Genomic DNA, 15017 nt, shown 5'->3' with positions numbered 1-15017 from the left:
CGCCAAACCGAGCCGCGTTGCGGCTCGGGGCCCGCGCGTTGCGCGCGGGCCTAAGTGCCCGGGCTTAACGCCCGGGAGCCGACCCGCTCCGCGGGTCGGGGCAAGTCCGCTTCGCTCCCCTGCCTTGGGCCCGCGTTGCGGGCCCGGCTGGCTACAAGCAGCGGCATCCGCTTGCTGGGGCGCTGTGTTGGGCAGGGGGTTGGCATGTCTGATGCTGTTTCTCAGAGGAAGATCCGGTTACGTTTCTCGGAGTTCGTGGTTGATCCTTCGGATGCGGATGTCATGCGGCGGGTGCTGGATGTTGAGGCGAATCTGCTGACATTCGAGGGCGGCTCAATCACCTTCTGGTTGCGGGGTGTTGAGGTGTGCAGTTTTCCCCCCTCCATGTTGGACGGGGTGGAGCTGCCGGTCGGGTCGGAGCCGGCCTCACGGGTGTACTCGGTGAACGAGGTGCGCAAGCAGCATCCGAAGGCCTACGAGCGGTGGACTCCGGAGGATGACCAGCTACTGTTGCGGCTCCACGCCACTGGGAGTGGTGTTGACGAGCTGGCCGAGCGGTTTGCTCGGCAGCCGAGCGCGATCCGGTCGCGCCTGGCGAAGCTCGGAGTGAAGGGGTTTCCGGAGTCACCTGCCCCTCCTCCGTTCTGACGGCTCTTCAGTCCTGTTGCCGGTTGTGGGCGGTTGAAGTACGGCGGGTGCGGGGTGGGCATTCTCCCACTCCGCACCCGCCGTACGCGGAAGACCGGGCGTTCCCGCAAGGGGGTGCAGTCTGGGTGGGACGGTTGACGGGTGCTCGGCCGCGCGAGCGTGGCACTGTTGTCGCCCGATAGGGCGATTGCATCAAAGTGGCTCGGGATAGAGTCTGTAGTGAGGGGTTGCTGCCCCCGTTGGTTCGGCGTGAAAGGCGGAAGATCGTGTCGGGTCGGCATCGGCTTCGTCCTCATCAGATCGAGGCCGTGGATGCGGTGGTGCGGGCGTTGGCACAGCCGTTGGGTGGGGTGTGGCCTGAGAACGGGCTGCGGGCTCAGGTGGTTGCTGCCACGGGTGCGGGCAAGAGCCTGGTGGGGGTGCACGCGGCGCTGGAGCTGCGTGCAGGGCGGGTGTTGGTGCTGGTGCCCACGCTCGATCTGCTGGGGCAGATGGTGGGGGTGTGGCGGGCGGCCGGGCGGACGGGGCCGATGTTCGGGGTGTGTTCGCCGCGCGAGAGCGGGGCGTTGGAGGTGCCGTGCACGACCGATGCCGGCCAGCTGGTGGCGTGGCTGGCCGGCCGTGAGCGGGTGACGGTGTTCGCCACGTATGCGGCGCTGGGTTTGGGGGTGTTGGAGCGGGCGCATGCGGGTGGGCTGGGCCTGTGGGACCTGGTCGTGGTGGACGAGGCGCACCGGACGTCGGGGGTGCTGGGCAAGCCGTGGGCGGCAGTGCATGACCAGGGGAAGGTGCCGGCGGCGCGGCGTCTGTACATGACTGCGACGCCACGGTTGTGGGATGCCCCTTCGGGTGGTGGGGGCGGGTCGGCGGCGCTGGTGGCGTCGATGGATGACGAGAGCGTGTTCGGGCCGGTGGTGTACCGGTTGCCGCTTTCGGAGGCGATCGAGCGGGGGCTGGTCGCGCAGTATCAGGTGGTGTGTGTGGACATCGCTGACCCGCAGGTGCAGGCGATGCAACTGGTGGGGTCGGATGCGCGCAGTGACGCGGTCCGGGGGCTGCGGTTGGCCGCGCTGCAGACGGCGGTGCTGAAGACTGCGGCCGAGCAGAAGTTGAGGCGGCTGTTGACGTTCCACTCGCGTACGAGTGAGGCGGAGGCCTTCGCGAGTGGGCTGGGCGCGGTGGCGAAGGCACTGTGGGAGAGCGGCGAGGGGAACTATCCGGAGCCGGGGGCGGTGTGGGCGCAGTGGCTGTGCGGGGAGCACAAAGTGACGTACCGGCGGGAGGTGTTGGAGGAATTCTCGTCGGGGTGTGCAGCGGACGGTGCGGTGTGGGAGAGGTGTGTGCTGTCGTCGGTGCGGGTGCTGGGCGAGGGAGTGGACACGCCGGGCTGTGACGCGGTGGTCTTCGCGGACGTGCGGGGTTCGGTGCCCGACGTGGTCCAGGCGGTGGGCCGTGCGCTGCGGATGCAACCGGGTGAAGGCAAGATCGCCTCGCTGGTGGTGCCGGTGTTCCTGGGACCGGGCGAGGAGCCGGACGAGATGCTTGCCTCGAAGGCGTATGAGGATCTGGCGAAGCTACTGACCGCGCTGCGGGCGCACGACGCGGAGGCGGTTGAGCAGCTCGCTGTCCCACAGTCCGCCAGCCGGTCCGAGGCGGCCTCTGGCGGATCGAGTGCGGGAGGCGGGGCCGGCACTGCGGCGCAGGGGCTGCTGTCGTTCTCGTCGCGGCGGGATCCGGCCCAGTTGGCGGCGTTCATCAGTGCGCGGGTGCTGCGGCCGGAGGGCGAGTTCTGGCGGCGAGGCCTGCAGGCGGCCCTCGCGTTCTACGGTGACCACGGGCATCTGCGTGTCCTTTACGGACACACGGCGCCTGATGGGTTCCCGCTGGGCGTGTGGATCTCCAACCAGCGGCGCCTTAACCGCCAGGGGAGTCTCGGCTCGGAACGGGTGGCGCAGTTGGACGAGCTCGGCATGGTGTGGTCCCACTTCACGGTCGCCTTCGACGAGGGTCTGGCCGCGGCCCGCGGCTGGGCTGCCGAGCACGGCCACCTGCTGGCCCCCACCGAGGCCACCTGGGAGAACTACCCGGTCGGGACCTGGCTGAAGAACCAACGCGCCGCCGCCCGACGCGCTGGGGACCGCCTGGCGGAGGGGCTGCAGGTGGAGTCTGGGTCGGGTGGGTTGAGTCGGGAGCGGCGCCGGGCGCTGGAGGAGATTGATCCTGCATGGTGTCCGGCGTGGCCGGTGGCGTGGCAGCGCTGCTTCCATCTCGCCCGCATGCACCGCCAGAGCGGAGGTTCACTGCCGGAGCGAGAGGGCGGGTTGCTGGTGCAGGGCGAGGATATCGGGCGCTGGGTGCAGGTACAGCGGCAAGACTGGGACGCCCTGGGTGGTGTGCAGCAGTGGCTGCTGAGTGAGGTACTGGGCATCGAACCTCGTGCGGAACGGCCGGTTGCGCTATCGATTCCGCGGCGCAGCCGGGCGCAGAAGTGGGAGGCGAACCTGGCGGCGGCCCACCAGTTCCGCACCCGGGAGGGACACCTGAACGTACCCCGATCGCACATCGAAGCCGTTGATGGAGCCGAGCTGGCACTTGGCGTGTTCATCGCCAACTCGCGCGTGCGTAGAGGGCGTCTTAGTCCTGAGCGGATCAAGGAGCTATCTGTTCTCGGCATGCGCTGGTGATGACTGTTTCGATGAGCAGGTGGGGATCGGCCAGTCGGAAAGAGGAGCGCCGAAGTAGTTCAGATATGCGCCCTCCTCTTGTTGCCGTCAGCCGAGTGTGCCGCAATCCCGGTGATCATGAGCCGACGTGGAGGAAGGAAGCCCGCAGTGCGATGGCCAGGGTGGCGGTGACGGCTCGTTGTGTGCATCTGCCAGGCCCGCGTTTCGGGAGCCTCTTGACCTGGGCGTTCGCACGGATTTCATCTGCGGGTGGTGATCTGGTGATCGCAGGCAAGGATGTAGTCGAGCTGGCGTTCTAGACAGATGGCTGCTGCTGGTCGGGGCTGCGTTCGTGGTAGATGAGATTGCCGTCCTGTACGGCGAACACTCGTCCGCCCTCCCTGGCGATGTTGGACTGTTGGTAGACACGCACCCGCTCCTCTTCCGGCAAGGCGGGAGCCAGTACGTCCTCCAGGACACGCCGCAGTTCCTCCGCCAGCTCCGGTTGCCGGCGCAGAAGAGCGTGCAGTTGCTGCCGCCAGTCCGCGACCAGTGCGTCCTGCGTCGCCCAGTCGCGCCGTTCTCGGGCTGCGAGCACTTCCTGCCGCAGCTCGTCGAGGTCTTCCTCCAGGGCGGGAACGCGCTCCGGACGGAAACGCCGCCATACCTCCGCCACCGCGGCGCGAGCCTGGGTCCAGGCGTCGGTAGCCATGGCCCCCACCAGGGCCGAGCCCGCGGCGTCCGCCAACGCGGCTGGGTCCATGAAATGCCTCCGTTCCGAATCCGGGGTCCGGCCCGTCGAGCCGGAGCAGGGCCCTTTGCTCGCAGGTCCTTTGTCCCGAGCATAGAAGTATGTGCCCTTGTGCGGCGGGCGATTCATCCTTTCCCGATGAGGCGCGAGCGGAGTCCGCTGCCCGCCTCCAGGAGATCCGCGTATTTCCGAGGGTCATGCGCGTGGAGCCGGACGGCCGTTTCCAGGCTCTCGGAGACATGGCTGAGGGCCATGTCCAGCTCACGATCCCCTTCGACGCGGATCCACGCCGAGGCGAAGAGTGCCCTGGAGAAATTCGCCTGGCAGTCGATGGACTGCGGGTCCGCCTGCGCCAGCCGAGCCGTGAGGGCGATGCCTTCCTCGACCGCCGAGACAGCTTCGTCGAAGCGCGCCACGTACGACAGACGCAGACCGTGGTTGACGAGCGCTTCGGCGAGGTCGGGAAGGTGCCGATCAGGGTCGGCCGCGGCGAGATCCCGGTACAGCCGGACGGCGGCTTCCGCGGGCACCTGGGTCTGATCGAGCCAGTTCAGTCTCAGGAGGAATTCGTCGATCGTGGTCAGGGCTTCCGCGGCGAAGACGGTCGCGCGATCGGCCGGAAGGCACTCGAAGAGGTCGGCTGCCTCCTGCATCGCCGTGAGCCCCTCCAGGAGGTCGCCGGTGGCCCGACAGCACTGGCCGAGCCGGAACAGTGCTACCGCCAGCCGCGTCCGATGCCCGGGTACGTCCGTCTCGGTTCCGCCGTCGCCGTGTGCTTCCGTATCGGCCTCGGCCGACGCCCGGCGGGCGCTGACTGCTTCGCGGGCTGTCTGAACGGCCTCCTCGTGGCGTCCCAGAGCTGTGAACGCTCCTTGGAGGGAGCCAAGAGCATCAGCCAGTGAGTGTTGCGCCTCCATGGACGCGAAGTCCGGGCGACCCCGTTGCAACTCGGCGGCACGCGTCGCGTACTCGAGAACCGCTGGCCAGTCACCCTCTTCCTCACAGAAGTCGGCTAGCCAGGTGAGAACTGTGTCCAGCGCGGTGCAAGCCTGGGAATCGCCCTGGTCTGTGAGTGCTTGAAGGATCCGCACCGCCTCGCCCAGCGGGCCGACGGCCTCAGAGCCCCGCCCGTCGTACGCGAGGCAGGCCCCGTACTGCATGAGGGCGAGCGCCAGATCGAGGGTATCCGGCGCGCTCCGGCGCGCGCGTCGTGTCCATTCCTCCGCGACGGCCGCCGCCTGCGACCACCGCAGCAGTTCCGACCTGATCCGGGTCAGTCCCTGGAGAGCCGCCCCCAGTCGTGCGACGTCGTCCGGCGCCTCCGTACTTGTGACCAGATCCCGGCATAGGTCGACCAGTTCTTCCCGGACCGCAAGTTCCTTGTCCTTCTCACCGGACGCCTGAAGCCTGTGCGCGAGGTTCTCCAGTATCGACGCGAGGGTCTTGGCGTCATCGGTGGACGTCGCGTTCTGGTGCGCCCGAAACAGCAGCAGCGCCTCCCGGACGGCTTCCAGGGCTTCCGCCTCCCGATCCACAACGCCGAGGAAGGCACCCAGATTGTTCAGCGCCAGGGCCAGGGTCCGCTCATGGCCCACGTCCATGATGGTCTGACGCCGGAGGAAGGCCACGGTGACCTCTGCGGCACGGATCGCGTCCTCCGTCTCCCCAGTGCGGGAGAGGTAGGAGCCCAGGTTGAGCAGTGCCTGGCCCGCGGAGTGTTCCAGGCCGGGGACACCGTCGTCGATCAGGCGCTGCAGGACGGCGACACCTTCGCGCATGGGCGTCAGCGCCTCCTGTCTGCGGCCTGCCTCGCCGAGGATCGTGGCGTACTCGCATAGCTGCAGGGCGAGTTGCCACTCGAACTCGGCGGGTTCACCTTCGACGAGTTCGCGGAGGACTACGACGATCTCGGCGCTGACGTCCGGCAGTTCGGTAGCCTGCCCCTGGGAGGCAAGCAGGCTCTTCAGTAGATGCAGCGCGGCCAGCCGTCGGGAGGCGGCGTTCGAATTCTCGAGGGGAAGACCTCGCCAGCGCTCCGCCGCCTCGTGTGCCGCCTCTATGGCTTCGGGATGCCGTTCGGCGTCGTTCAGCAACTCCGCGAGGCGGGTGACGGCGTCGGCATAGACCTCGTCACCGACGATTCCCGAACGCCGGAAAAGGGACACCGACCGCGCTGCCGCGTCCAGTGCCTCGCTGGTGCGGCCTGCGCTCTGCAATACCCCGGCCAGAGTCCGGTACATGCCGGCATGGTGGTCCTTCGATGGGGTCGGTGAGACGGCCGCGTCACCCGGGTGCGCCGGGGAGTCCAGCGCACGCAGCAGCCCGACGGCCTCGCGCGCTGCGGCGATTCCTTCCTCGGTCTGCCCGACGTTTACGAGAAGGAGACTCAGTTCGGCGAGCGCGGGAACCAGCGGTGTCGGATCCTCAAGGCGGCGATAGACCGCGACTGCCTCACGGCAGGGCAGAACGGCCTCGTCGAAGCGTGCCGCGTCGCCCAGCTGCAGGGTGTGAAGCATCAAGGCGCCGGCGAGGGACTTCTCCTCTTCTCTGACAGCCGACTCGGTCCCACCCTCCGCTAGCCTTCTGCGTCGGACCGCGACATGGTCCTCAGCAGCCGCGATCTCCTCCTCCTGGCCGGTGAAGACCGCTGCCAACTCGCCCAGGCACGAGGCGTACAGCGCCTGGTCGACGAGGGCGAACTCCCGTGGATCCGAGGTCGCGAGAGCACGGCAGAGCGTGACCATCTCGGAAGCGCATGCCCGTGCCTGGTCGACCCGCCCCTCGTCGTGGTGACAAGCCCTTAGCCATCCCAGTGAGTTGGTGAGTTGGGCGGCGAAGCCACCGGTGTCCGAGGCGTAGAGGACGCGGAAGATGTCGGTTGCCTCTTCGAGCGACCGGAGGCTTTCGTCCGCGCTCACGTCCGGCTCGGGAATCGACGCCAGGGTCCGCAGAACCTCCGCGAGTTTCCCCTCGAACTGGCGGGGACGTTCCGCCGCCAGTTCGCGGTGATACGCGACTGCCCGGCGTGCGGTGTCGGCGGCCTCGGCACCGGTGAGCAGTCTGGCCAGGGTCGCCAGGGCCTGAGCGTACAGCTCGTCGTGCGCGCCGGGTTCCTCGATGTGGAGGGGTTCCAAGCGCCTGACGGCGTCCGCCACGTCGGCCAGCGCCGCATCGCGGTCGCCCAGTTTCAGCCGGGCGGCGCCCAGATTGACCAGGGCGTGGCACAGAGCGGGCTCGAAGGCACGCGGGCTGCGGGCGGCCATCGGGCCCAACAGTTCGACCGCTTCCTCGGCGCGGACCAGCGCCTCCCCCGTGCGGCCAAACTCGCCGAGACGGACGCTGAGGTTGGCGACGGCGAGTGCGTAGCCCACGCGGTTCTCCGTGGACGACTCGATCCCCATCCTTCGGCGGACGGTCACCTCCTCACTGAGCGCGTCGAGGGCGTCACCCAGGTGTCCAGCCTCCGCGAGTCGGTTGGCCAGGTTGCCCAGCGAAACGGACAAGTGGTGTTCTGCCTCGGGTACTTCGCTGACGACCGCGCGGATGATCCGCAACGACTCCCGGGTCATCGCCAGGGCGTCCGCCGCCTGGCCCAGTGCCGCTTTCGCCGTCGCGCAGTTGCCCAACACCATTCCGACGAGCAGGTCCCGGTCCGGGCCCCGGCCGTCGAGAGGCCCCAGCACAGCCAGGGCTTCCTCGTATGCCGCGAGGGCCTCCGTGTGCCGGCCGGTCTCGACAAGGGAGTAGCCGAGGGCCAGCAACGACTCGGCCAGTGGCTCGTGCGCGGCGGGGTCCGTCCGGGCCTGGTACCGCCAGGCGGCCTCCGCCGTCCGCTGAGCAGCCAGGGCGTCGTTTCGGAAACCGGCGTCGCGCAGACGGCGCGCGAGAAGGTGGTGGAGCTGCGCATACTGCCTGGCGGACCGCACGTACTGCAATTGATGCGCGGTGAGGCGCTGGGTCAGTACCGCGATACCCAGACGCAGGTCGATGTTCTCTTCGTCCGGGATCGTGCGTCCTACGGCCGTTAGCGTGTCTTCGGACACCGAGGGGACCCTGGCGACGGCTGCCAGGGCGGCGCCCCCACCCAGCAGCGCGAGACCTGGATCCACGGCCAGGGCGCCGTCCAGATGGGGGCCGACATGAGTCCAGCGCCCCGGGGCTGCCGCCGAGGCCAGGACGGTGAGTGTCCGAGCCAGGTGGGCAGGCGCCTCGTCGTCCGGTCCGCGGCTCAGCAACAGTGCGAGCGTTTCACCGGCCGCCGGGTCAGCATGCCCTATACCGGCCTCGTGGCCGGGCAACGAGAGGGCGATGAAATCCTCGGCCAGGCGGTCCGGATACATCGGTTCGAGGACCGTGGCGCCGTCCTCGGGCGGATAGCAGCGCGCGTGGTCGTCGAGGACCCGGTCAGGATGTACCTCCAGGTCGAGACGGTGGAGCAGCTCCTTCGCTCGCACGCGGGACGAGGGACCGGTGAGGCACGCAGCGAACACCACCCGGGCCATCACCTCGGGCGGCGTCCGGAAGGGCAGCCCGTCGGCGTGGTTGCCGTAGAGCCTCGCCCAGTGGAGACGCTCCCGGTCCAAGAGGTAGGACGACAGTGCCGCCACGCCCTCCGGTGGCAAAACGTCCCGCAGATGGGCGTCGACAGCAACGAGTGCGGCCATGTGGAGAGCCAGGACGAGACCGAACTCCGGCTCCGCGAGGTTGCCGGGGCAAGGGATCACCGACGCGTCGGACAGACCGTAGCGGGCCGCGAAGCAGTCGCGGGCCACGGTGAACATCTGCTCCCGGCCACCCGGCCCTCTCTGGGACGGCAGAGGGGACAGCGGCTGTGCGTCGCAGGCCATGTCCTGGTCGCCGAGCAGGGCCCGGACGGGTGCCCACGCGGCCGCGGAACGCGCGACGAGTAACAGGCGGGTGGGCACGGTCTGGTGCAGAAGCACGTTGCTGAAGAGCCAGGCCAGGTGGCTCAGGGGCCAACGGTCGGCGTAGTCGACGACCAGCAGCACCCCGTCGGCCTCTTTAAGGCGGAGATCGACGCTGTCTTCCGGCGGCAGGACCGTTCCACGCCCGTGGACGACGGTCACCACCTTCCAGTTCGAGGCACTGCTGAGGAGGCCGAACTCCGCAGCGAGCCGTGACTTTCCGGTACCGCCGGGAGCGGAGAGCCAACGGGCGGCCCAATGGTGCCGGCTGTCGTCCCGCCATCGGCATAGGCTCTCCAACTCGCTCTCACGGCCAGTGAAGTCGACCACTGCGGACCGGGTGTTCAGCAGCCGACTCGGCTGATCCGGCAGGCCGACCGTCTCGTGCGGAGCCGGCGCGGGCGGACGGTGGCTGAGCCGGTAGAGCGGGCTTCCGTCGCCGAAGACATGCAGATCCGCGCCGATCACACAGTTCGCGAAGCCGCCCAACGCCGAGATGTGCTGTACGAAGTGAGTTGGTCCGCCCTCGTCCGCTGAAGACGCCATGGTTTTCCTCCCTCGAGCCGCCGGCCCGCCGGGCCGCCTGGTCCCCGGCATTCGGCTGCCCCTCGGCATTGTGTGGGATCTGGCCGCATGCCGCACACCGGTTCGCCCGCCTCTGCTACTGGGAATGGGCGTTCCCCAACCTCACCTGGCATATGACGACCTGGTGTCGGCAGACAGGTGGCCGGATCGCGGTCTGCGCGCACTCTCAGGGCAGCGTGCTCGCGGTCGCCGCGATCTGGCAGCTCACCCCCGCCGACCGGATGCGCATCGCGCTGCTCGCCTACGGCTCACCGCTGGAACGTCTGTACGGACGACTCTTTCCCTCGTACTTCGGACGCGATGCACTGCGCAGCCTCCGCCACGAGGTCGACAGCTGGCGCAATCTGTGGCGGTCTAGGGATCCCATCGGCGGCCCGGTGCGCGGCGGCGGCGGTAACGAAGGTCCCGAGGTGGACCGCCAATTGAGGGACCCGCTCAGCTTATTCGGAACGGGCTGTCCCCGACCTCACTTGGCGCATGACAACGTGGAGCCGGCAGACCGGTGGCCGGGTGCTGGTCTCCGCGTACTCCCAGGGCAGCGTGCTTGCGGTTGCGGCGATCTGGCAACTGCCCTTCGCTGACCGTAGGCACGTCCAGTTGCTCACCTATGGCTCGCCCCTGGAGCGTCTGTACGGGCGGCTCTTCCCGGCGTATTTCGGGCCTGATGCGCTTCAGGCGCTCCATCGTGAGGTCGACTCATGGCGCAATCTGTGTCGGCTTACGGATCCCATCGGCGGTCCGGTGCACACCGGTGGCGGGGGCGAAGGCCCGGAAGCGGATCGTCTTCTAAGAGATCCTCTCAGTTTCGGCCGCTCGGCTGCGTACCCGCTGTCCGCTCCGATCCGGGGGCATAACAACTACCAGGACGATCCGGCTTTCGCCGAGGAACGACAGAGGATGGTGGCACGGACCGCGTCGCTGCCCGCAATCGTGCGGTCCTCACTCGACGGCACGTAGCGGACTTGACAGCGTAGGGTTGTCAGCAGGAACACCTGTGTTCGGCCGTGTCATCCTTGTCGTGACGACAGGGGTCGGCGGCGGGCCAGGGCAATGAGCGCGCACGATCACACTGCGCTTTCGGCGCAGCGCCCGGTCGTTCGCAGCTGGCGGGATCGAATTGTGCATGAAGGGGTCCGATGATGCGATGCGGTATGCCCGAGTGTGGGTTGGCGTTGTAGGACCTTCTGCGTCGCGTGGCCACCGAGGGCGGGCATGGACGGGGGAAGCGTCAGCGTGTGGTTGGTGTCGACAGACTCGTTCGCGGCAGCGGAACCGCCGCACCTGTGAGGGGCGGCGGGCCGCATTGCTCATGCCTTGGGCGCGTGAATGGTCCCGCGGTATTGGTATATGGCTTCCGGTGGTGTGTCATGGCTCGGATTACCGGGCGGCTGCGCGGGACGATAAGAGCCGTCTATGTATGGCTTGTTCCGTGGATGGCTAGTTCAACGTGCGGAGTTGCCCGTGTACGACACTGCGAGAGTCGCTCTTCAGGGGCTGGAGAACGATCAGGTCTTTGAGCGGGTGGCGCTGCATGTGCTGCGGGCTCGTTTCCCTCAGCTACGGATCACGAGTTCTGCGGGGGATCTGGGCAGGGATGCTTTTGGCCGCCCAGTGTTCGGTCAGAACGACAGGGTTGTCCTGTGGGCGAGCCTGCAGAAGAAGTGGACGGGCAAGCTGAAGTCCGAGTTGGCGAAGAACAGCAGGCATGGCCGTCAGGCCGAGGCGATCTACGTCATGAACCGGTCGACCAACGAGATCACCAAGGAGCGGTGGCGGAAGACGGCGCACGACACGTACGGCGTCGCGCTGGAGATCGTCACGCTGACTGAACTGGTGACCGAGCTGGAGACCGACGGGCTGCGGTGGGTGGCCGAACTTGAGCTCGGTGTGCGTCCCCGTGCGCCGCGCCGGCTGTCAACGTGGGCGCAGTACCTGGACAGGCTTGCCGCATCGGTGCCGGGGATGACCGCGCCGGTGGTGGGGCGCGAGGCCGAGCTACAGGAGCTCGGGGCTGCATTGGCCGAGGACGGCCCGATGTCTCGGGTGGTCGTCGTGGAGGGAGCGGGTGGGACCGGTAAGACCCGATTGGCCATTGAGGCTTCACGGTCTGTGGCTGCCGTGCTCGTCGCGCCCACCGGTGTGGCGTTGGAGGCCGATGCCTTCACCGAAGCACCGGTCGATGACTCCTTGATCGTCTTGGTCGATGATGCCGACCGGGCGCCGGACCTGAGCGGCCTTCCGGCTCTGCTGCATGACGCGCGCTTTGATCGGGTGCGGTTTCTGCTGACCGTGCGGCCCGGACGCCGCCTGGGCGTGCTGCAGCACTGGAGTATTGAGCGCTGGGGCCGTCCGGCGGTCGAGTTGCGTCCGCTGGAACGCTCGGCCGTCGACGCGCTCATCCTTGGGCACGGCATTGGCAATCCGGCCTTCCGGCAGAATGTCATCGTCCTGGCTCAGGGCAACCCTCTGATCGCTCACGCGGCCTGTGAGACGGGTCTTGCCGCGAACAGATTCGACTGGCCGCGCGCCGTGGACCTGCTGCGCGCCACAGCCGAGCGCCGTCTGCCGGCCGGCGACCCCGCGCAGGAACATCGCGCTGCGGCGGTTGCCCTGGCACTGCTGGGCCCTGTCGCCGGTGGGGAGGATCTGGCAACGCTGGCGGGTGCCGTCTCGACGCTTCCGCCGCAGCCGCACCGTCTGTCCGCCCTGCTCGATGAACTGGCCGATGCCGGCCTGGCCGATGCTTCGCCGTACTCGGTGCGTCCTGCTCTGATCGCTCCGGTTCTCCTCGCCGACGCGCTGGATTCTCGAAGCCGGGTGCGCCTGGACGTGGACCGTGCGCTGGGGGTGTTGTGGGAAAGGGCCGGGCTCGGTGCCAGACAGGACGGCGCCTGTTCGGGTGAGCGCCTGGTGTTCGTCGGGCCGGGGCTGGGGCATCAACTCAATATCCTGGCGCAGGCTGCGCACGACCGTAGGGATGCGGCCGTGGGGGCCCGACTGGCGTCGGCGGTGCGTGCGCTGCTGTCGGACGACGCGGATCTGAGCGCTTGGGCGACCGTGGTGAGCCTGGCCGCGGAGGTGGCTGTCGCGGCTCCCGACGTCCTTGCCGAGTTGTACGGGCTGCTGATGCAACGGTGGCCGCTGGCGCCGTCGCCTCAGCTGTGGGGCGGTGGGGATGCGGTGGCGCACTACCGGTATGCGCTGATTCGTCTCGGGGAACGGTTCGCCGAGCTCGCCCGGCATGTGGGGCTCGATGCCGTGCCCAGTCCAGTGGGTGTGGTGCTGGATGTGGCCTGGCTGATGGAACCGGCTCTGCCGGCTGAGGGCGCTGATCGGCGTGATGGGATCCTGCGCGGGATCGAGCGGTGGTGCTCGGCTCCGGCCCATGTCCTGCCGCAGGGGTTTGACGCACTGTTCGAGCAGCGCCGTGAAGTCCTGCGGGTCATCACCCAGTGGCACAAGGACCGTGCTGTATGTCCCCCGCAGGGATTGGCCGCCGAGGAGGCGGCGGCCCGTGGGCCGGTCAGTCTTGCCCGCGTGCTGCTGGCTGGCGTGCAGCCGCTGCTGCGCCTGACGGTGGAGAGCACAGGTGGCAGTCCTGAGTCGGCGAACACACTGACTTTGCAGGCCCATGTGCTCCCGGACCGCCCAGAAACCCTGGCGCTGCTGCGCGAGGCGCTGGCCCTGCTGGTTCCGCTCCTGGACGAGCCCGCCCTGCGCAGCGCTGAGGGCCTGCCCGTCCTGCACACGCTCGTGTCCCTGCCCTGGCAGCTGCGCGGCGAGGGTGCGCGTCCCATGGTGGTCTCCGGCGCGTCTTTTCCTGATCATGCGGTTGCGGCGCTGGATGCCGTAGCGGCCGAGTTCACTGCACAGGTCGCCGCGCGGTGGGAGTCACTGCCGTTGTCGGTCAGGCACAGCGCCGCGCAGGCCGTGCTCGGGCCTGGTCCGCGGCCGCACACCCTCGCCGGTGCCGCGGCAAGCGGGGACAGCGTGGCTGCCGTCGCACTCGCGGACACGGCACTGGCCCGTCTGGTGGTGCTGCAGCCGCTGCGCGACAGGACTCCCTGGCATGAAGCTGTGCAGGAGCAGTATGCCGCCGCGCAACGACTGGGCGCCGAGACGGACTTGCCGGATGCGCTGATGCTGCTGGACGAGACGAGCCCGAACGTCACAGGTGTGGCCGTCAGTGCGCTTCCGGCTTTCGCCCGGGCGGTCGGGGAAGCCGCTGGCGACCCGCAGCCGGCACTCGAGAGGATCGCCCGCGCCCCGTTGGCCGGTGAGGATGCGCTGCTGGCTGGTCTTGCTCAGCGTCACCCGGACGTGGTGTGGCCATGGTTGGAGGAACGTCTGAGTGATCCGCGCCTGGCTTCTGCCGCAGTTGCCTGTGCCGACGAGCATCCGCAGCGCGAGCCGCGTCTGCTTGCCCTGCTGCTGGAGCTGGTCTCGGCGGGATCGGCTGCGGCCGGCGAGGGAGCATCCCGGCTGACGTGGATGGTGAACTGGCATCTGATCAGGTGCAAGCAGCCGCTCGCGCAGCGCATGGCCCTTGTTGCCTCCCTGACGTCGCAGTGCCCCGCTGAGGCCCTTCCCGGCACGCTTCAGGTCATCGGCTTCCTCCTCCAGGAAGCGCGCAAAGACAACGTCCTCGTCGAGGATGCGGTGGCAGCGAAGTTCGCCGATGCCCTGCGCCGCCGGTTCAGCGAAGCTGACCGGATCTCCAAGACCGTGTCCTTCGACGAGGACACAGCCTACGGGGCCGCCGCGATCGCTTCCTCTTTCCCGGAAGAATTCGCCGCTGTGGTGGTCGAGCAGCTGCTTGCCGACGATGGCCGCTTCGTCTTGCCGCATGCCTGGCCACGGTCGTTCGAGAGACTGACCCAGCTCGAGCGGGAGCAGGTGGTCGGCGCGTTCCTCGCGCGAATGGATGAAGCCCGTACTGCGGCCGAGGTCAGCGACCGCGTGGAGCAGGCGGCCGCGCGGGTTCTGTCAGCTCTTGGTGCGGGAACGCAAGCGTGGCAGGACGTGGTGCGGCAGTGGGCATCAGGATCGCTGCCCCTGCAGCGTCAGCGAGCCGCAGCCGCCGTCCAGCACTCCTGGCTGACCCCGCTGTGGGCGGAGATCGTCTCCACTTTGCTGTCCAAAGGGGTGGACACCGCCACCAGGGACGCCCTGCTCGACGGCATCGTCATACCGGGACTGGCAACCGATCTCCCTGATGATCCGCAGCCCCGCCGTGCAGCCCTGGCCCCGCTGCTGACCGATACGAATGCAGCGGTCCGGGCCTTCGCCTCCGACGCCCTGCGCCGCATCGACATCCTCGAGGAAGAAGACCGCAGGCAGGAGGCCGACTTCAGCCGCGGATACCGCCGCTGACCGTTCCTTGCGGGAGTTCGCCACGCGCTCACCCGTTGGGCTACGGTTGCCGGCCCTTCAGCGGAAGGCGCG

At 68.6% G+C, this 15017-nt stretch carries 5 protein-coding genes and 1 pseudogene; 4 read left to right on the top strand and 2 right to left on the bottom strand.

Features of this window, described 5'->3' with window-relative positions; all coding sequences use genetic code 11:
- Positions 1-204 precede the first annotated feature (204 nt).
- Together ACIPSJ_RS50040 and ACIPSJ_RS50035 are read left to right on the top strand one after the other, a co-directional pair.
- The gene (locus ACIPSJ_RS50040) at positions 205-648 is read left to right on the top strand and encodes a hypothetical protein (RefSeq protein WP_401356764.1); all 444 of its coding nucleotides are present in this window, start codon (positions 205-207) and stop codon (positions 646-648) included.
- Between the two features lie 266 nt (positions 649-914).
- Positions 915-3332, top strand: coding sequence for a Helicase associated domain protein (locus ACIPSJ_RS50035; protein WP_401356761.1), 2418 nt, complete (start codon positions 915-917; stop codon positions 3330-3332).
- A 295-nt stretch (positions 3333-3627) separates the two neighbouring features.
- Here ACIPSJ_RS50035 and ACIPSJ_RS50030 read toward each other — a convergent pair whose 3' ends face one another.
- Together ACIPSJ_RS50030 and ACIPSJ_RS50025 are read right to left on the bottom strand one after the other, a co-directional pair.
- A complete protein-coding gene (locus ACIPSJ_RS50030) occupies positions 3628-4074 on the bottom strand; it encodes a hypothetical protein (RefSeq protein WP_401356759.1) in 447 nt (148 codons plus the stop codon).
- Positions 4075-4187: 113 nt separating this feature from the next.
- Complete coding sequence (locus ACIPSJ_RS50025) at positions 4188-9533, bottom strand: hypothetical protein (protein WP_401356756.1); 5346 nt, start codon at positions 9531-9533, stop codon at positions 4188-4190.
- 480 nt (positions 9534-10013) lie between these two features.
- On the opposite strand from ACIPSJ_RS50025, the pseudogene ACIPSJ_RS50020 reads away from it, so the two are divergent.
- Together ACIPSJ_RS50020 and ACIPSJ_RS50015 are read left to right on the top strand one after the other, a co-directional pair.
- Positions 10014-10529 (top strand): annotated as a pseudogene (locus ACIPSJ_RS50020) (hypothetical protein); the annotation flags it as partial.
- 504 nt (positions 10530-11033) lie between these two features.
- Positions 11034-14945, top strand: coding sequence for a hypothetical protein (locus tag ACIPSJ_RS50015; protein ID WP_401356754.1), 3912 nt, complete (start codon positions 11034-11036; stop codon positions 14943-14945).
- Positions 14946-15017 lie beyond the last annotated feature (72 nt).

The sequence above is a fragment of the Streptomyces sp. NPDC090088 genome (assembly GCF_044747345.1).
GTDB lineage: Bacteria > Actinomycetota > Actinomycetes > Streptomycetales > Streptomycetaceae > Streptomyces.
This window is presented reverse-complemented; position numbering and strand designations above follow the sequence as displayed.

What these genes read in the sequence shown, in the direction of transcription:
- ACIPSJ_RS50040 (WP_401356764.1), top strand. Translation starts at nt 205, where the DNA reads ATGTCTGATGCTGTTTCTCAGAGGAAGATCCGGTTACGTTTCTCGGAG.
- ACIPSJ_RS50030 (WP_401356759.1), bottom strand. Translation starts at nt 4,074, where the DNA reads ATGGACCCAGCCGCGTTGGCGGACGCCGCGGGCTCGGCCCTGGTGGGG.
- ACIPSJ_RS50025 (WP_401356756.1), bottom strand. Translation starts at nt 9,533, where the DNA reads ATGGCGTCTTCAGCGGACGAGGGCGGACCAACTCACTTCGTACAGCAC.